The organism is Streptomyces sp. NBC_01471 (genome assembly GCF_041438865.1).
Taxonomy (GTDB): domain Bacteria; phylum Actinomycetota; class Actinomycetes; order Streptomycetales; family Streptomycetaceae; genus Streptomyces.
In genome coordinates this window covers 6,666,223-6,683,856 of the sequence record NZ_CP109450.1, presented here as the reverse complement: position 1 = coordinate 6,683,856, position 17,634 = coordinate 6,666,223, and the positions used below count along the sequence as shown (strand labels likewise).

The window sequence follows — 17,634 nt, the reverse complement described above, 5'->3', positions numbered from 1 at the left end:
ATGTCCGGGTGCTGCGCCCGGTCCGGACACCGGTCTGTGGAACACAGCGGACCCGCAGGCGGCTTCCACCTGCGGGTCCTGCCGGTTGGGCTCCGGTCGAAGAGCGTGCCTGGATCAGGCAGCGGTCTTCGGCGCGTTGACGTCGCTCGGGAGCGCCTTCTGCGCGACCTCGACCAGCGCGGCGAACGCGTTGGTGTCGTTGACGGCCAGCTCGGCGAGGATCTTGCGGTCCACCTCGATGTTGGCGGCCTTCAGACCCTGGATGAGGCGGTTGTACGTCATGCCGTTCTCGCGGGCAGCGGCGTTGATGCGCTGGATCCACAGCTGACGGAAGTCGCCCTTGCGCTTCTTGCGGTCGTTGTAGTTGTAGACCAGGGAGTGGGTGACCTGCTCCTTGGCCTTGCGGTACAGGCGCGAACGCTGACCGCGGTAGCCCTTGGCCGCTTCGAGAATTGCCCGGCGCTTCTTGTGGGCGTTGACTGCCCGCTTGACGCGTGCCACTTGTTGACTCCTTGTAGCGGGGCCGTGGGTGAACTCACACGGCCCGGAAACGAATTGGTCCCGGTCCCGACATCGCGCCCCCGGTGGTCGCCGGGGGCCGCGACATCACTTGCCGAGAAGCTTCTTGATCTTCTTGGCGTCGGCCGGGGCCACCACGACGGTGCCGGTCAGCGAACGCGTCTTCTTGGACGACTTGTGCTCCAGCAGGTGGCGCTTGCCGGCGCGCTCACGGAGCACCTTGCCGGAGCCGGTGATCTTGAAGCGCTTGCTGGAGCCGCTGTGCGTCTTGTTCTTCGGCATCGCGCCGTACTCTCCTCGTCAGTGGCGCTCCCCCGGTGCGGGCACCGGAGACCGGGAGCGTCAGATCGTTGGTATGTGTTCCGGGCGGAACCCCGGGGCCGCCTGGCTGGTGGCCCGTCCGGTCACGCGTCGGAGGTGGTCTCGGCCGGTGCTTCGGCCTCTGCCTCGGCCGGAGCCTCGGCGACCTCGTCCGCGGACTCGTCGGTCGCGTAGCCCTGGCGCTCCGCCTTGCGGGCGGCCTGGGCCTCGCGCGCCTCGGCCATGGCCTCGGTCTTCTTCTTGTGCGGGCCAAGCACCATGATCATGTTTCGGCCGTCCTGCTTCGGGTTCGACTCGATGAACCCGAGGTCCTCGACGTCCGAAGCGAGACGCTGCAGCAGCCGGAAACCCAGTTCGGGACGGGACTGCTCGCGACCGCGGAACATGATCGTGATCTTGACCTTGTCGCCCTGCTTGAGGAAGCGCACGACGTGACCCTTTTTGGTGTCGTAGTCGTGCGGGTCGATCTTCGGCCGGAGCTTCATCTCCTTGATGACCGTGTGCGCCTGGTTCTTGCGCGCCTCACGGGCCTTCATGGCCGACTCGTACTTGAACTTCCCGTAATCCATGAGCTTGCACACGGGCGGACGGGCGGTCGCCGCGACCTCGACCAGGTCGAGGTCGTACTCCTGTGCCAGTTCCAGGGCCTTCGCGAGCGGGACAATGCCCACCTGCTCACCACTGGGTCCGACAAGTCGCACCTCGGGAACGCGAATCCGGTCGTTGATGCGGGGCTCGGCGCTGATGGATCCTCCTCGGTAGCACCACACGGCTCTCTGGCAGACAGCCGCGTAACGTCTGTTTAGACAGACCAACCGAACCTGGAACATGAAAAACGCCCCGGACGGGACACAGGCGGGAGCTCCTCACATACCGGAGCACCGCCGCGTCAACCGCGGGGCGCACATCGGGTGGCTTCCATCGTCCGTACGGAACGATGGGCGCCGCCTGACCGGTGACCCGCCGTCCCGGAGGACAGTCAGGTGGGAGATCGGAGCCTCCACTTGTGGGCCGGGCACACAGGTGTCCGGCCGGTCGTTACACAAGGTTAGCACCCCGGACCCGGTGCGGCGAACCGGTCGCGACGGCCTCCGCGCGGGGGCCCGGGGACCACCGCATATCGTGTGCGTCATGAGCGACGCGACCCCTTCCCCCGCCCCCGAAGAAGAAGCCCCCGGCTTCGACTCCATGACCCGTGACATCGCGGACGTCCCCGCGGTCGAGGTGATCACGACGGTCGCGGTGCACCTGATGAGCTCGGCCGCCGTCAACCTGGGCCTGGCCGAGGACGGCGAGAAGCACAAGGACCTGGACGAGGCCCGGAAGCTGATCCAGGCGCTGGCCGGCCTGATCACGGCGAGCGCCACGGAGATCAGCTCCTTCCACGCGGCTCCGCTGCGCGACGGCCTGAAGTCGCTCCAGCTGGCGTTCCGCGAGGCGTCCGCCGTGCCCGACGAGCCGGGCGAGGGGCCCGGCGAGAAGTTCACCGGGCCGGTCTACGGCTGACCCCGGCAGACACGGCGGCGTGCCCGGTCCACCGCCCCTGCCGGGCGGGGACCGGGCACAGCCGTGAAGGGCGCCGGGCGCCTCAGACGCTGGCGTCCGCGGGGGCCAGGCCCACCGGGTGCGTGAAGCGGTGCGCGTAGGCCGCGATGGCCCCGCCGACCAGCGGCGCCACGATGAAGAGCCACAGCTGCGAGAGTGCGGCGCCGCCGGCGAAGAGGGCCGGGCCGAGGCTCCGCGCCGGGTTCACCGAGGTACCGGTCAGCGGGATGCCGATGAGGTGGACCGTGGCGAGCGCCAGGCCGATGGGCAGGCCGTCGAAGCCCACGACGGCCACCTTGTGGGTCACGGCCAGGACGACGAAGACGAAGACGAAGGTCAGCACCACCTCGACCAGGAAGGCTCCGCCCAGGTTGATGTGCACGGCCGAGCGGCTGTCGTACCCGTTGCTGCCGAACAGCCCGTCGGTCTTGATTCCCGGCACCTGCTTGGCGAGCAGGAAGAGGAGTGCGGAGCCGACGATGCCGCCGAGGAACTGCGCGATCCAGTACTCCACCGCCCGGCGCAGATCGATGCGCCCGGCCAGCAGCATGCCCAGCGTCACGGCCGGGTTGATGTGGCAGCCGGAGATCGCGCCGAGCGAGTAGGCCAGCGCCAGCATGGTGAAGCCGAAGGCGAGCGCGATGCCGAAGGCACCGATGTACTCGCTGGCCAGCACCACGGATCCCACCGCGATGAACACCAGCAGCAGAGTCCCCAGGAACTCCGCGGCTATCCTCCGCGTCTCCGTCGTCTCCATAGCTCACACCTCACGAAGATTGTCGGATTTCTCCGCAATTATTCGTCGGAAGAGCCCGGACTGCCTCTCGGGGCTCCGCGGCCAGGGTTCAGCGCGCGAAGAGCGGGGTGTTCGGAGCCGGCGCCCCGGCGGGCAGCAGGGCCAGGTCGAGACCCTGCACCAGCCGGGCCCTGAGCACCTCGTGGGCGGCCAGCCCGGCGGCGACGGCAGTGGCGGCCGACCGGTCCGCCCCCGGGGCGAGGACCAGCGCCAGGGTGCCGTCGGCGCTCCCCGGTCCGAGGTGGGCGCGGAGCACGCCGGGGTGTGCGGCGACCACGTCGCGTACCGCCTCCAGCACGGCCGGGTCGTCCAGCGGGTCGGCGCTGGTGCGCCCCTCCGCCAGCGCGAGCAGCGCGGCGCCCTTCAGCTCGTACGGAACCGGGCCCGCCAGGTCGAGTACGAGCGTGTCGGCGCGCTCATGGGCGGCGGCCTGGAGCGCCTGGTGCAGTGGTACGGCGACCGGCCGGGCCTGCGGGTCCCAGCAGGCCAGCGCCGCGGTCGACGTGAAGGCGGGGAGCGCCCTGCGGTCGCCGGCCTGGAGCGTCGGGACCGCCATGTCGCTTGACTTCTCGCGGCGCAGCCCGTCCTCGCCCGTCTCGGCCTCCCCCAGGATCGCGACGACCGGCACCAGCAGCCGGGCGTCCTTGAGGGCTTCGAGCACCTTCGGCTCGGCCGCCCTGTCCTGCGACCAGGCGGCGAGTGCCGCGGTCAGCCGGGGGTCGGCGGTGCCGTCGTCGTCGGAGAATCCGGGGTCCGGAATGTTCTTGAGCGCCACGGTACCGAGCCTAGCCGCCGGGCAGCCGGGTCCGGCTGCGGGGCCGGGCTCCCCGGCCGTATCGTCTGCTTCGCCGTCCGCCGCCGCGGCGGCGGACGTGAGCGAGCAGGCGGGAGGCCGAAGTGGAACCGGACGCGGCACTGGCCCGTGCGCTGCGGCCCGTCGCGGGGGACGCCTCGCTGTCGGTCGCGGTGCTCGACACGGCGACCGGCGCCACCGCCGCGTACGGGAGCGGCAGTTACGACTCGGCCAGCATCGTGAAGGTGGGCATCCTCGCGACGCTGCTGCTGCGGGCGCAGGACGCCGGACGCGGTCTCGGTGCTTCGGAGCGGGCTCTCGCGGCGGCGATGATCGGGCACAGCGACAACGCGTCGGCCACCGCACTGTGGAAGGCGATCGGCGGTGCGCCCGGGTTCGACTCCGGTGTCCGGAGGCTGGGGCTCACCCGTACCCGGGGTGGCGCCAACGGCGAGTGGGGCCTGACCCGCACCACCGCCGGGGACCAACTGGCCTTGCTACGAGCGGTGTTCGGCACTGATTCCGAGCTGGACGCGGCCTCGCGCGGCTGCCTCACCGCGCTGATGGCGAAGGTGGTGCCCGGTCAGGCGTGGGGCGTCTCGGCGGCGGGGAGCGGCTGGGCGCTGAAGAACGGCTGGCTCCCGCGCGGCGCCGGCGCCCGCTGGACCGTCAACAGCATCGGGCGGGTGACCGCGCGGGGCCGCGGCCGGCTGATCGCCGTGCTCTCCGCAGGTCACGCCACCCTTCCGGCCGGGATCGCGGTCACCGAGGCGGCGGCGCGGGCCGCTGTCGGAGCGACCGGCGGAACCGGCTGAGACCGGCGCCGCGCGGACTCCTCGGTCCGCCGCGCCACAGCACCAGGGCGCCGGCCAGCAGCAGCACCCCCGCGCCGCCCGCGAGCGGGACGACCCAGACACCGGCCCCGTCGCCGCTCGACTCCGCGTCGGGACCCGGCCCGAAGTACGTCCTCCCGTACCCGGCCGCCTCCGTACGGATCCGCGCCGGGGCGAGCTTCGCCGCCGCCGCGAGAGCTGCCGCCGGGTCGACCATGCCGTATCCGCGGGAGTCGTCGCGGCCGCCCTGCGGAGCGTCGCGTGCGGTGTCCATGAGCAGCTTCTTGATCTGCGCCGGAGTGAGGTCCGGGTACGCGGCCCGGACCAGCGCGACCGCGCCGGAGACGAAGGCGGAGGCCGCGCTGGTGCCCCAGCCCTCGTAGTACTTGCGGTCGGGGTCGGCGATCACGACGTCGACGCCCGGGGCGCTGACGGTCGCGTACCAGCGGCGGGTGGAGAAGGAGGCGTGGGTGCCGTACCGGTCGACGGCGGTCACCGCGATCACCCCGGGGTAGGCGGCCGGGTAGGAGATGTGGTCTCCGTCCTCGCCTCCGTTGCCCGCCGACGCGACGACGACGGAGCCCTTGGAGAGGGCGTACTGGACGGCGGCGTCCTGGCCCGGCTCCGGGCGGGCGGACGCGCTGTCGTCGCCGAGGGACAGGTTGATGACGTCGGCGTGGTGGTCGGCCGCCCAGCGGATCCCGGTCGCGAGGGCGCCGCCCCGCGACGCACGGGCCTTCTTGATGGCCGGATCGCCGCCTTCGAGGATCACCCGGACCGGCAGGATGTGCGCCTCGGGTGCGATGCCCAGGACTCCGTCCGCGTGGCCGGGTCCGTGACCGTGTCCGGCGATGATGCCGGCCATCGCGGTACCGTGCCGGGCCCAGGACCGGTCGCCGCGCTTCGCGCCGAAGCCGATCAGGTCCTTGCCCGGCAGCACCTGTCCGGCGAGGTCGGGGTTGGCGCTGTCGACTCCGGTGTCGAGCACGGCGACCGTGATGCCCCGGCCCTTGGTCGTACGCCACGCCTGCTGGGTGTGCATGGCGTCGAGTTCCCACTGCTGGGCGCGGATGGAATCGGCACCGGCGGGCACGGCGGGCAGCACGGTGAAGGCCGCGGCGGCCAGCACGGCCGTGAGTACGGTCGGTCCCCGGCGTCTCATCACTGCTTCTCCGTGGCGGCGACGTTCTTGCGCAGGGCCCGCTCGACGCGCTCCTCGATGCCCTTGGCCTCGTGGCCCAGCCCGGCCTGCGCCGCGGCGGTCGTCTGCGACTCCTCCATGGCGACGGCGGCGGGCTGCGGATCGGTGACCGTGCGCCCGTCGGCGAACCCCGAGACCGCGTACATGACGACGGGGGCGTCCGTCAGGATGCTCACCGTCCAGCTCGCCCGCTGCCGGTCGCCGAAGGAGGCGGCGGGCGTGGACTTCACCGGGTAGGCGCCGGGCATCAGATCGGTGCGCCGGTCGAGCCCCTCGGCCGCGAACCTCCGGTGCAGGGCGGTCATCTCGGCGGGACCGGCCTCCGTGAAGACCATCCCGACCGTGGTCACGCTGCTGCTGGTGGCATCGGTGTACGTCGCGCGCACCAGCCTGGTGCAGCCCACCGGTTGGAGCGCCCGCAGCAGCATGGGGTCGAGCCGGCCCGTGCACCTGCTGTCCGGTGCGACGCCCACCCTGGTCCAGGTGCGGTCGGCGCCGCCGGGGCCCGCGCCGGTGCCCTTGAGCGTCGGGGGGAAGAGGGTGTCGACGGGGGCGCTGTGCCACAGGCCGCGGGCGGCGGTGAACCCGTCGCGGGGGCCGGCCGCGGCGCTGTCTCCGCTGAGCATGCTCCCGGCGGCCGCGCCGCCGATCAGTCCGAGCCCGAGCACCACGCACGCCGCTGCGGCCACGGCCCTCGCGGGGTGCCGGCCCGGAACGGGCCGCAGCCGGGTGGTGGTCTCCACCGGGGTCTCGGCCGCATGCGGCCGCGGAGGGGCCACCGGGCTTCCCGCGCCGGGCCGCGGGGTGAGACCGACAGCGCCGACCGGCCTGCGGCGGGCCGGCGGAGGCCCCGGAGGAAGGGGCGGCATCGCGCGCGGTGCGGCGGCGGGCCGGGGCGGGAAGCCGGGCGGCGGGGGAACGGACGCACCGGCCGGAGAGCCGGGCGGTGAACCGGCGTGCGTGCCGGGCGACTCGGGAGATGCGGGGGACGCGGCAGTTGCCGGGGGCGCGGGAGATTCTTCGACGACGGGGCGCAGCCGCGCGGTCGTCCCGGTGCTCGCCCCGGCGGTGGGCTCCCCCGTGCCGGTCCGCGCGGGCGGCGGTTCCTTCGGACGGGGCGGGAAGGACGGGAAGGGGGCACGTCGCGCCTCGGTACTCATCCGCCCCCCTGTGCGTCCGCCCGAATTCGCCTTCCTGGCGGGTCCGTCGGCCACTCTACGGGCTGGCACCGGACCTGCGGGAACCGGACGGTACGCACGGGGCATCTGCCCAGAACATCCCCCTACCCTCCGGTAATCATGTCTGGCAGGCTTCGGCCATGACGCCCCGTGCTGCTGACCGGACCCGGTACGACCGGGCCACCGCCGCCCTCGATGCCCCACTGGCGATCGTCGACCTCGAAGCCTTCGACGCGAACGCCGACGACCTGGTCCGCCGTGCGGCGGGCAAGCCGATCCGGGTGGCCAGCAAGTCCATCCGCTGCCGGACGCTCCTGGAACGGGTGCTGGGGCGGGCCGGGTTCGCCGGGCTGATGTCCTTCACCCTGGCGGAATCGCTGTGGCTGGCCCGTTCCGGGTTCGACGACGTCCTCCTCGCGTACCCGTCGGCCGACCGCGGCGGGTACGCCGAGCTGGCGGCCGACCCCAAGCTCGCCGCCGCCGTGACCGTGATGGTGGACGATCCGGCTCAGCTGGAGCTGATCGACCGCGCACGGGACGGCGGCCGTGAGGAGATCCGGGTCTGCCTGGAGCTGGACACCTCGCTGCGGATGCTCGGCGGGCGGGTACGGATCGGGGCGCTCAGGTCACCGCTGCGCGAGCCCGCCCAACTGGCCGAACTGGCAAGGTCGGTGGCCCGCCGCCCCGGGTTCCGGCTGGTGGGGCTGATGGCGTACGAGGGCCATGTCGCCGGTGTGGGCGACTCGGTCGCCGGGCGGCCGCTGCGCTCCCGCGCGGTGCGGCTGATGCAGTCGGCGGCCCGCAGGGAGCTGGCGGCCCGGCGGGCCGCCGTGGTGCGGGCGGTCCGGGCGGTGGCGCCGGATCTGGAGTTCGTCAACGGCGGTGGGACGGGCAGCGTCCAGCACACGGCGGCCGAGGACGCGGTGACCGAGATCGCGGCGGGCTCCGGCCTCTACGTGCCGCGGCTCTTCGACAACTACACGTCGTTCACGGGGCGTCCGGCAGCCCTCTTCGCCCTGCCGGTGGTGCGCAGGCCCGGCGTGGGCGTGGTGACCGTGCTCGGTGGCGGCTACCCGGCTTCGGGCGCGGCGGGCGCGGACCGGCTGCCCGTCCCGTACCTTCCCGAGGGGCTGCGCTACGACCCGCAGGAGGGGCCCGGCGAGGTCCAGACACCGCTGCTGGGCTCCCCGGCCGACGATCTGCTCATCGGCGACAAGGTGTGGTTCCGGCACGCGAAGTCGGGTGAGCTGTGCGAGCGGTTCGACACGCTCCAGCTGGTCGAGGGCGACCGGGTGACCGGTACGGCGCCGACGTACCGCGGTGAGGGCCACACCTTCCTGTAGTCAGTGGCCGATGCTGCTGCCCCGGCTGGTGCCATCCCGGCTGCGCCGGACCGGACTGCTGCGGTACGGCAGCGAGCGGGCGGGTGTGCGCGGTCCAGGCCGCGCCGTCCCACCACCGCTCGGTGGCGGGCAGCCCGGTGTCCGGGTACCAGCCGGGCGGGGTCGTATGGGTCGTCCGGTCACTCTAGAGTTCGGCGCCCGGCGCGCGCGGCCGGGGCGGACGCAGGGCTTGACCCCCGGTGAACCGGCCCCGGGCGCGGGCCGGGCGGGGTGTCTTGCGGAGCGTCACCGGCCGCCCGGTTCGGTCGGATGCCACCGCCTCCACCGGCTGCGGCAGGTTCCCCGCCCGCTCACCGACACCCAGCAGTGAGTCGAACGCCGGCCACCCCTCCCAGTCCCGTATGTCGGCGTCCACATCCGGCTTGACGGGCGCGAACCGGCCGAGTTCGAAATCGTTCCCGTCCAGGTCGAACCAGCGCTCACCGAAGACCTCCGTCCCCAGCCCTGCCGCCTTGGCCGTGAGCCGTACCAGCATCCGTACCGAGTGCGCGCCGTCGAGGCGGGTGCCCTGGATCTCCCGGATGGGGACGTCCGGTACGGCCGCCTCCACCGGGATCCACACGGTGAGCGGTGCGCCGCGGTCCATGATGAACCAGGTGCGTTCCTGGGCGAGCTGCCCGTGCTGGTCCAGCACATGCAGCTGCTGTTTGTAGAAGACCGGTGTGCCGTCGTGCGGCGAGGGGCGCAGGTACCAGAGGTAGACACGCGCCGAGAGATCGATGACGGCCAGGTTCTCCATCCGGTTGTAGAACCGCACGGCCAGGATCCGGTGGTCGCTGCCGACGTGCTGCTCCGCGAAGTTGCGGGCGTCCGCCTGGTGCGCGTAGCTCACGCTGACCCGGTTGCGCCAGACGAAGGGACGCACCGAGAACATCTTGATGAAGACCACGCCGACCAGCGTCGCCGGCACGATGGCGCCGACGGCGGAGGCGAGGGTGGAGAGGGTCTCCTGGGCGCTGTTGCCCTCCTGCGGATCGATGTTGTCGGTACCGACACAGGCCCGCAGCGAGTGCAGGGTCAGATTCGTCAGGGCGTGCACATCGCCCATCCGCGCGCCCAGTCCGCGCGGCGAATCGAGCGTGAGCGTCAGGCCGACAGCGATGGCCGCCGACAGTGCCACCAGCGACCCGAAGGCGAGGCAGAAGAGTCCGAGAACCGTGCGTTCCGCGATCCACCACCGCAAGGACGTACGGAAGCGCGGATGCCCGCGGCCGCTCACCATCGCACGTGTCAGCATCAGCAAACCGCTTCCCCCATAGCCGAGTTGAGCTGTGAGACGGGATTCTAGCCAGCCGGCGCGGAGGGGTCTCCCGAGTTGCGGCACCGTGTTCACCTGGCGGCGGCGGTCCTGTGGCAAGCTCAGCGGGCGGAGAGCGTCGTCGACGAAGGGGAAGAACCGTGCAGGACCGTTCACTCGAAGCACTCGGCCTCGCTGTGGTGCCGGCCAAGGAACCGCTCAGCTACCCGGGCCTGCCCGTCGCTGAGCCCTCGCTCCTCGAAGAGCGGACGCTGCTCACCCTGGCTCCCGGCACCGGCCCGGTGGAGACCTGGAGCGTCGGCACCGGGACCGGGCCCGTACCGCTGGACGAGCGTCTCGCCGCCCGGGGCCTGCCGCTGCTCGCCGAGCGCCACCCCGCGATGTCCGTGGGCTCCAACGCCTCCCCCGCCCAGCTCAGCAACAAGCTACTGAGCCGGGGGATCTCCGGGACCGTGCCCATGGTCCCGGTGCGGGTCGAGGGCCTCGCGATCGGGTGCTGCGCCCACATCTACCCCGCCGGATACGTCGCGACCGCGCCGTACACCGACCGCGGTTCGGTCCTCTCGCTGGCCGTCACCTGGCTGGACGACGATCAGCTGGCCGCGGTCGACGCGACCGAACTCCCGTACTACGAGCGGGTGCTGCTGCCGTACCGGGAGTTCCCCATGGAGCTGCCGAACGGCCTGCCGGTGGACGAGGTGCATCTCTACGCGAGCTCCATGGGCGTCCTGGCCGGGCCGGACGGCCGGCCGCGGCCGGCCCCCGCGACGCAGGCCGCTCTCCTCACGGAACTGCTGACGGCCTCGCCCCGGCTGCACGAGCTGCTGGGGCCCGATCCGCAGACCTGGGTGGACCGGGCGTCGAAGGACCCGGAGCTCGCGGACGAGGGAACCCGGCTGTTCCGTACGGAGGGCTGGGTCGTCATGCTGGACGACTTCCTGCCGTACGCGGAGGCCCGCTCCTGATCCGGCCTGCCCCCGACCGGTCCGATCCGGTCTCGTTCCGATCGGGTCCGATCCGAACGAGCGACGCAGGGCGCCGCGGCGCTAGCGCCGCGGGTCGGCGGTCGCGTCGACGTGCTCGGCGACAGCGACGACGACGATCCGGGTCTCGGGTGCCGTGGCCCGCCAGCGGTGCCGCACCCCCCCGGAGAGGAACAGGCTGTCGCCGCGCTCCAGGCGGTACGCGCGGCCCTCGGCCTCCACCTCCGCCGCGCCCTCGGCCACGTACAGCACCTCGTCGTTGCGGTGCTGGAACTCGCGCCCGGTGTCCTGCTCGCCCCTGAACTCCATGGCGTGCAGCTGGTGGTGTCCGCGCACCAGGTCCCGGATCTGCGGCTCGGGAGCCGGGACGGTGCCCGTGGCGGCGACCGCACGGACGACGTCGACCGTGCGTCCCGCTTCGGATGCGGCCAGCAGTTCCACGGCCGTGGTCTCCAGCGCGTCGGCGACCCGCTGGAGGGAGCGCTCGCTCGGCCGGGCCCGCTCGTTCTCGATCTGGCTGAGGAAGGGCACGGAGAGCCCGCTGCGCGCGGAGACCTTGGCGAGGGTGAGCCCCAGTGTGCGGCGGCGCCTGCGGACGGCGGCCCCCACCCGGAACGCCTCCTTCTCGTTAGCGTCCATCCCTGGTTCCCTCCCCGTGCCCTGTCGCCCGTCGTGTCTGCAAGCACCTTACGCAGCTTCGGGCCCCTGGAGGGCGCTCCTGCAACACCCGCGTCGCGCAACCCCTCCGCCGTACAGCCGCATACCCGCCCCCGGCCTCCCCCGGGGCCGCCGCCCCCAAGTGCCGATCTCCGGTGAGGAGTTGACGGTACGGCGCCCGGAACGCCGCAAGGGGTGGGCAACGCCGGTGGCGTTGCCCACCCCTTGCGGGAGAGCCTTCCGCGGAAGACCCCTTCGGGGAGGGTCGGATCAGCTGCCGACAGGCGCCAGCTTGTCCTCCAGGCCCGGGTTGGAGTCGAGCCACTTGCGGGCGGACTTCTTCTCGTTGCCCGCACCGCCGTCCTGGATCGCGACCTCCAGGGAGTTGAGCTTGTCCTCGCTGAGCTTGAACTTCTTCAGCCAGCCGTTCAGCTCGGGCAGGTCCTTGCCGAAGTCCTTGCGGGCCACGGTGTGGATCGAGTCGCTCTTGCCCCAGGCACCCTTCGGGTCCTTGAGCTTCGTCAGGTCGTACTTGCCGTACGCCCAGTGCGGCGACCACAGCACGACCACGACCGGCTCCTTCTTCTTGATGGAGCGGTCCAGCTGGGCCAGCATCGACGACGTGCTCGACGACACCACCTTGTACTCGCCCTGCAGCCCGTAGGCCTTCAGGACCTTCTTGTTCAGCAGACCCATCTCACCGGCACTCGACTCAATACCGATGATCTTGCCGTTGAACTCCTTGCCCTTGCCCTTCAGATCCGCCAGGGACTTCACACCCTTGACGTACGAAGGCACGGACAGCTCAAGGGATGTGGGCCCGTACCAGGAGCCGACATCGGTGAGTTTGTTCTTGTATCTGTCCCAGTACTGCTTGTGCGTCGTCGGCAGCCAGGAGTCGAACTGCACGTCCTCCTGGCCCTGGGCCAGCGCGGTGTACAGCGGCCCCGGGTCGAGCTGCTTGACGTTGGGCTTGTAGCCGCGGTCCTCCAGGATGTTCTGCCAGAGGTACGTGGAGGCGATGGCCTCGTCCCACGGGAAGAAGCCCAGGTTGACGCTCTTGCCGGCGTCCTTGCCCTTCTGCGGGGCGCCCGCGCCCTTCGCGACCGGCGCGAGCTTGTTGGCCATGTCCGGGTTCTTCTTCAGCCAGGCGCGCACACCGTCCTGCTCGTGCCCCTCGCCCGCGCCCTGGACCGCGTTCTCCAGGCTGGTCAGCTGGCCCTCGGAGAGCTTGAAGTCCTTCAGCCACTTCGCGACCGTCGGGTCCTTCTTGTCGAAGCCCTTGTGCGCGACGGTGTGGATCGAGTCGCTCTTGCCCCAGGCACCCTTCGGGTCCTTGAGCTTCGTCAGGTCGTACTTGCCGTACGCCCAGTGCGGCGACCACAGCACCACGACGACCGGCTCCTTCTTCTTGATGGAGCGGTCCAGCTGGGCCAGCATCGACGACGTGCTCGACGACACCACCTTGTACTCGCCCTGCAGCCCGTAGGCCTTCAGGACCTTCTTGTTCAGCAGACCCATCTCACCGGCACTCGACTCAATACCGATGATCTTGCCGTTGAACTCCTTGCCCTTGCCCTTCAGATCCGCCAGGGACTTCACACCCTTGACGTACGAAGGCACGGTGAGCTCCAGCGACGTCGGGCCGTACCACTTGCCCATGTCGTCGAGCTGGGACTTGTACTTGTTCCAGTAGTCCTTGTGCGTCGTCGGCAGCCAGGAGTCGGTCTGGAAGTCGATGTCGCCGCGGGCCACACCGGAGTAGAGCGGGCCGGCGTCGAGCTGCTTGACGTCGGTCGTGTAGCCGCGCTCCTCCAGGAGCTCCTTCCACAGGAACGTGGAGGCGATGCCCTCGTCCCAGGGGATGTAGCCCATCTTGATCTGCTTGCCGTGGCCGACGTCGGAGCCCGCCTGCGACGAGCCCTTGCTGTCGGAGGCCGAGCCGAGGTTCATGCCGCCCGCGACGAGCCCCAGGATCACGACGCCGATCACGGCGACGGTGGTGCCGGGACGGTAGTGCGTGAAGCTCCACTTCTGGGCCATGGTGGCCGCCTTCGCGGCGGCCCGGCGGCCGAGCGGGGAGACCCGCTGGTTGAGGGCGCCGGTCATCCGGTCCAGGTAGATGGCGAGGATGACCACGGCCACACCGCTCTCGGCGGCGAGACCGACCTGGAGCTGGGTGATGGCCGCGTAGACCTTCTCACCGAGACCGCCCGCACCGGCCATACCGCCGATGACGACCATGGAGAGCGCGAGCATGATGACCTGGTTGACACCGGCCATGATCGTCGGCAGCGCGAGAGGCAGCTGAACCCGGCGCAGGATGTTGCGCGGGGACGTGCCGAAGGCCTCGGCGGCCTCGACCAGTTCACCGTCGACCTGCCGGATGCCGAGCTCGGTCATGCGGACGCCCGGGGGCATCGCGAAGACGATCGTGGCGATCACGCCGGGGGTGACCCCGACGCCGAAGAACATGACGCCCGGGATCAGGTAGACGAAGGCGGGCATCGTCTGCATGACGTCGAGCACCGGGCGGACGGCGGCGCCGACCTTCGCGCTGCGCGCCGCCCAGATGCCCAGCGGTACCGCGATCACGATCGTGATGACGGCAGCGACGATCACCAGTGACAGCGTCTCCATCCCGTCGTCCCAGAGGGCGAGGGAATCGATGAGCGCGAAGCCGACGAAGGTCAGTACCGCCGGTACCAGACCGCGCAGCCAGAAGGCGAGGACGGCGAAGATGCCCGCCATCAGCAGCGGTTCACCGCCGCCGAGCACGGCGTTGACGCCGTCGAACATGTTCGTGAGAACGCTGTTGATCGCGTCGAAGAGCCAGCCGACGTGATCCTGCAGCCACTTGACGAGATTTTCGACCCAGTCGCCGAAATGGAACCTAGGCACTGGCGACCGCCTTGTTCTTGGGGGCTGCGTCGCAGGCCAGCGGGGCCTCGGCGTACTCGCCGAGGAATCCTATGAGACGGGACTGCTGGACGACACCGACCAGCTTGCCCTGGGCGTCCTTCACGGCCACCGGGTGCGGGACGCGTGCACTCACGCCGCACAGGTCGGCGAACGAGGTGTCGGGGGTGACGGTCTCGCAGCCGCACTCGCCCGCGTCGGGACGGTCGGCGTCGGTCATCATCGCCGCAGCGGTGAGAACCCGGGTGCGGTCCACGTCCTTGGTGAAGGAGGCGACGTAGTCGTTGGCCGGCGTGATGAGGATGTCCTCGGCGGTGCCGAGCTGGACTATCTCACCGTCGCGCATGACCGCGATGCTGTCGCCGAGGCGCATGGCCTCGTTGAGGTCGTGGGTGATGAAGACGATCGTCTTCTTCAGCCGCTTCTGCAGTTCGAGCAGCTGGTCCTGCATGTCGCGGCGGATCAGCGGGTCGAGCGCGCTGAAGGACTCGTCCATCAGCAGCAGGTCCGCGTCGGTGGCGAGCGCGCGGGCCAGGCCCACACGCTGCTGCATACCGCCGGACAGCTCGTCGGGCCAGGAGTTCTCCCAGCCGGCGAGACCCGTCATCTCCAGGGCCTCGGCCGCGCGCTTGTCGCGCTCCGCGCGGGGCACTCCCTGGACCTCCAGGCCGTAGCCCGCGTTCTCCAGGACACTGCGGTGGGGGAAGAGCGCGAAGTGCTGGAAGACCATGCTGATCTTCTTCGAGCGCACTTCGCGCAGCGCGCTGTCGCTGAGGGCGGTCAGGTCCTCGCCGTCGAAGAGCACCCGGCCCGACGTCGGCTCAAGGAGTCCGTTGAGCATGCGCAGGAGCGTGGACTTGCCGGATCCCGAGAGACCCATGACCACGAAGATGTTGCCCGGCTCGACGGTGAAGGATGCGTCGATGACCGCAGCAGTCGTCCCCTCACCGCGCAGCTCATCGCGGCCGGTGCCGTTCTCGAGTTTCTGCACGGCTTCATCGGGTCGTCTGCCGAACACTTTGTACAAGCGGTCGGCTTGCAGCCTGGACACATACACCTCACGCGTTGAAACGAAAACGACCCGTCACCCCCGTGTCGACGGGTCGTGGAGCGGCGCGGGATCGGTCCGCTTCACCCTCGCAATACTTGAATCTGCTACTGGTTCCGCTCCGCGGCGGCGCCTGCCCGCCTTTATGCGCCCTAAACAGAAGAGTGACTCAGCTCACTTCGGCTGGGCTGTCAGTGGCGTACGGCATGATCGGAGGGTGACGCGACGCCTGATGCTCCTCGACACCGCTTCCCTCTACTACCGGGCCTATTTCGGGGTCCCCGACACGGTACGGGCTCCGGACGGCACCCCGGTCAACGCCGTCCGCGGGCTGCTCGACTTCATCGCCCGGCTGGTGCAGGACCACCGCCCGGACTCCCTGGTCGCCTGCATGGACGCGGACTGGCGCCCCCAGTGGCGGGTGGACCTGATCCCCTCGTACAAGGCGCACCGGGTGGCCCGGGAGACCGAGCAGGGCCCCGACGAGGAGGACACCCCCGACACGCTGGCCCCGCAGGTGCCGATGATCGAGCAGGTGCTCGACGCCCTGGGTATCGCCCGGGTGGGCGTCGAGGGGTACGAGGCGGACGACGTGATCGGCACGCTCACCGGCCGGGCCACCGGGCCCGTCGACATCGTCACCGGGGACCGCGACCTCTACCAGCTGGTCGACGACGCCCGTGGCGTCCGGGTGCTGTACCCCCTGAAGGGCGTCGGGAACCTGCAGCTGACCGACGAGGCGCTGCTGCGTGAGAAGTACGGGGTGACCGGCCAGGGCTATGTGGACCTGGCGCTGCTGCGGGGCGACCCGAGCGACGGGCTGCCCGGTGTCCCCGGGATCGGCGAGAAGACGGCGGCGAAGCTGCTCGACGCGTTCGGCGATCTGGCCGGGATCATGGCCGCGGTCGACGACCCGGCGTCCCGGCTCACCCCTTCGCAGCGCAGGAAGCTGGACGAGGCGCGCCCCTATGTCGCGGTGGCGCCGAAGGTCGTGCGGGTGGCATCCGACGTACCGCTGCCGCCGTTCGACCCGGCCCTGCCGGCCGAACCGCGCGATCCCGCCACCCTGGAACAGCAGGGCGCCCTGTGGGGCCTGGGCGGTTCGCTCCAGCGGCTGCTCTCCACGCTGCGGGGCTGACCTGTCCGGGGCCGGGGTGCTAACTTAGGTGAGCCTAACTATCACGATCAGGGGAGCTGTCCGTGGCGGAAGCACCGGCCCGTAAGACACCGCAGGCCCGCGAGGCGCAGGTGGTCCGCACCGAGCGGATCACCCCGCACATGGTCCGTCTGGTCCTCGGCGGTGAGGGGCTGGACGCGTTCGACGCATCCGAGTTCACCGACCACTACATCAAGGTGCTCTTCCCGCCCGAGGGCGTGAGCTATCCGGAACCGTTCGACATGGCCCGGATTCGCGAGGAGTTCCCGCGCGAGCAGTGGCCGGTCACCCGGACGTACACGGTGCGGTCCTGGGATCCGGCGCTGCGCGAGCTGGCGGTGGACTTCGTCGTGCACGGCACCGAAGGGCTGGCCGGTCCGTGGGCGGCCGGCGCCCGGCCCGGCGACACGGTGCGCTTCCTCGGCCCCGGCGGCGGATACGCGCCGGACCCGGCCGCCGACTGGCACCTGCTGGCGGGCGACGAGAGCGCGCTGCCCGCCATCGCGGCCGCGGTGGAGCGGATGCCCGCGGGCGCGGTGGTGCACGCGTTCGTCGAGGTGTCCGGCCCCGACGAGGAGCAGAAGATCGCGGCGCCGGACGGCGTCGGAGTGCGCTGGCTGCACCGCGGCGCACGCCCGGCGGGCGAGGCTCTGATCGACGCGGTGCGGGCACTGGACTTCCCGGCCGGTGAGGTCAGCGCCTTCGTGCACGGCGAGGCGGGCTGTGTGAAGGAGCTGCGGCGCCATCTGCGGCTGGACCGCGGGATCCCCCGCGAGCAGCTGTCCATCTCGGGCTACTGGCGGCTGGGGCAGAACGACGAGACCTGGCGCGCGGTGAAGCGCGAGTGGAACGCCCAGGTGGAGGCCGAGCAGGAGCAGGCGGGCTGACCCGCCCCCCGGAGAAGCCCCGGCGGCGAGCGTGCGCTCGCGGCCGGGGCTTCCCGCTGTCCGGGACACCGGTCAGCCGGGCGGGACACCGGTCGTCCGGGTGCGGCACGATCGTGGGGAATCCCGGACCCGCGGGA

17 protein-coding genes are annotated in these 17,634 nt (G+C 71.2%); 6 read left to right on the top strand and 11 right to left on the bottom strand.

The window, feature by feature from the left end; translation table 11 throughout:
• Positions 1 to 114: 114 nt before the first annotated feature.
• From rplT to infC, 3 genes are all read right to left on the bottom strand, one after another.
• Positions 115 to 501: a 50S ribosomal protein L20 gene (rplT, locus tag OG285_RS29955; RefSeq protein ID WP_266858771.1), complete on the bottom strand. Its 387-nt coding sequence runs from the start codon at positions 499 to 501 to the stop codon at positions 115 to 117.
• Positions 502 to 606: 105 nt separating this feature from the next.
• Complete coding sequence (gene rpmI, locus OG285_RS29950; protein WP_164266672.1) at positions 607 to 801, bottom strand: 50S ribosomal protein L35; 195 nt, start codon at positions 799 to 801, stop codon at positions 607 to 609.
• A 122-nt stretch (positions 802 to 923) separates the two neighbouring features.
• Positions 924 to 1,610, bottom strand: a complete 687-nt coding sequence (infC, locus tag OG285_RS29945) for a translation initiation factor IF-3 (RefSeq protein ID WP_356829511.1) — start codon at positions 1,608 to 1,610, stop codon at positions 924 to 926.
• 361 nt (positions 1,611 to 1,971) lie between these two features.
• On the opposite strand from infC, the gene OG285_RS29940 reads away from it, so the two are divergent.
• Positions 1,972 to 2,346 carry a DUF1844 domain-containing protein gene (locus OG285_RS29940; protein ID WP_356829513.1) on the top strand — a complete coding sequence of 125 codons (375 nt, stop codon included), beginning with the start codon at positions 1,972 to 1,974 and terminating at the stop codon, positions 2,344 to 2,346.
• Positions 2,347 to 2,428: 82 nt separating this feature from the next.
• Here OG285_RS29940 and OG285_RS29935 read toward each other — a convergent pair whose 3' ends face one another.
• Positions 2,429 to 3,142: an MIP family channel protein gene (locus tag OG285_RS29935; protein WP_356829515.1), complete on the bottom strand. Its 714-nt coding sequence runs from the start codon at positions 3,140 to 3,142 to the stop codon at positions 2,429 to 2,431.
• An 88-nt stretch (positions 3,143 to 3,230) separates the two neighbouring features.
• On the bottom strand, positions 3,231 to 3,956 hold the full coding sequence (locus tag OG285_RS29930; protein WP_371792725.1) for an SseB family protein: 726 nt from the start codon (positions 3,954 to 3,956) through the stop codon (positions 3,231 to 3,233).
• 122 nt (positions 3,957 to 4,078) lie between these two features.
• Here OG285_RS29930 and OG285_RS29925 point away from each other — a divergent pair, with 122 nt between their 5' ends.
• Positions 4,079 to 4,789: a serine hydrolase gene (locus tag OG285_RS29925; RefSeq protein ID WP_356829519.1), complete on the top strand. Its 711-nt coding sequence runs from the start codon at positions 4,079 to 4,081 to the stop codon at positions 4,787 to 4,789.
• Here the strand turns inward: OG285_RS29925 and mycP are convergent.
• Entirely contained in the window at positions 4,737 to 5,969 is a 1,233-nt protein-coding gene (gene mycP / locus OG285_RS29920) for a type VII secretion-associated serine protease mycosin (protein WP_371792724.1), read from the bottom strand. The genes OG285_RS29925 and mycP overlap by 53 nt on opposite strands.
• Complete coding sequence (locus tag OG285_RS29915) at positions 5,969 to 6,787, bottom strand: hypothetical protein (RefSeq protein ID WP_371792723.1); 819 nt, start codon at positions 6,785 to 6,787, stop codon at positions 5,969 to 5,971. The genes mycP and OG285_RS29915 overlap by 1 nt, the downstream gene beginning before the upstream one ends.
• 539 nt (positions 6,788 to 7,326) lie before the next feature.
• On the opposite strand from OG285_RS29915, the gene OG285_RS29910 reads away from it, so the two are divergent.
• Entirely contained in the window at positions 7,327 to 8,529 is a 1,203-nt protein-coding gene (locus OG285_RS29910) for an amino acid deaminase/aldolase (protein ID WP_371792722.1), read from the top strand.
• Positions 8,530 to 8,713: 184 nt separating this feature from the next.
• Here the strand turns inward: OG285_RS29910 and OG285_RS29905 are convergent, their stop codons facing one another.
• The gene (locus OG285_RS29905; protein ID WP_371792721.1) at positions 8,714 to 9,826 is read right to left on the bottom strand and encodes a hypothetical protein; all 1,113 of its coding nucleotides are present in this window, start codon (positions 9,824 to 9,826) and stop codon (positions 8,714 to 8,716) included.
• A gap of 161 nt (positions 9,827 to 9,987) precedes the next feature.
• Here OG285_RS29905 and OG285_RS29900 point away from each other — a divergent pair, with 161 nt between their 5' ends.
• Positions 9,988 to 10,812, top strand: a complete 825-nt coding sequence (locus tag OG285_RS29900; RefSeq protein WP_356829529.1) for a hypothetical protein — start codon at positions 9,988 to 9,990, stop codon at positions 10,810 to 10,812.
• A gap of 81 nt (positions 10,813 to 10,893) precedes the next feature.
• Here OG285_RS29900 and OG285_RS29895 read toward each other — a convergent pair whose 3' ends face one another.
• The 3 genes from OG285_RS29895 to OG285_RS29885 form a co-directional block, all read right to left on the bottom strand.
• Positions 10,894 to 11,469, bottom strand: a complete 576-nt coding sequence (locus OG285_RS29895) for a cupin domain-containing protein (RefSeq protein WP_356829531.1) — start codon at positions 11,467 to 11,469, stop codon at positions 10,894 to 10,896.
• A gap of 288 nt (positions 11,470 to 11,757) precedes the next feature.
• Entirely contained in the window at positions 11,758 to 14,388 is a 2,631-nt protein-coding gene (locus OG285_RS29890; protein WP_371792720.1) for an ABC transporter permease/substrate binding protein, read from the bottom strand.
• Positions 14,381 to 15,457, bottom strand: coding sequence for a glycine betaine/L-proline ABC transporter ATP-binding protein (locus OG285_RS29885; RefSeq protein WP_356829535.1), 1,077 nt, complete (start codon positions 15,455 to 15,457; stop codon positions 14,381 to 14,383). Before OG285_RS29885 ends, OG285_RS29890 begins: the two co-directional genes overlap by 8 nt.
• 229 nt (positions 15,458 to 15,686) lie before the next feature.
• Between OG285_RS29885 and OG285_RS29880 the strand changes: the two genes are divergently transcribed.
• The gene (locus OG285_RS29880; protein WP_356829848.1) at positions 15,687 to 16,592 is read left to right on the top strand and encodes a 5'-3' exonuclease; all 906 of its coding nucleotides are present in this window, start codon (positions 15,687 to 15,689) and stop codon (positions 16,590 to 16,592) included.
• Positions 16,593 to 16,654: 62 nt separating this feature from the next.
• Positions 16,655 to 17,497 carry a siderophore-interacting protein gene (locus tag OG285_RS29875; protein ID WP_356829537.1) on the top strand — a complete coding sequence of 281 codons (843 nt, stop codon included), beginning with the start codon at positions 16,655 to 16,657 and terminating at the stop codon, positions 17,495 to 17,497.
• Positions 17,498 to 17,634 lie beyond the last annotated feature (137 nt).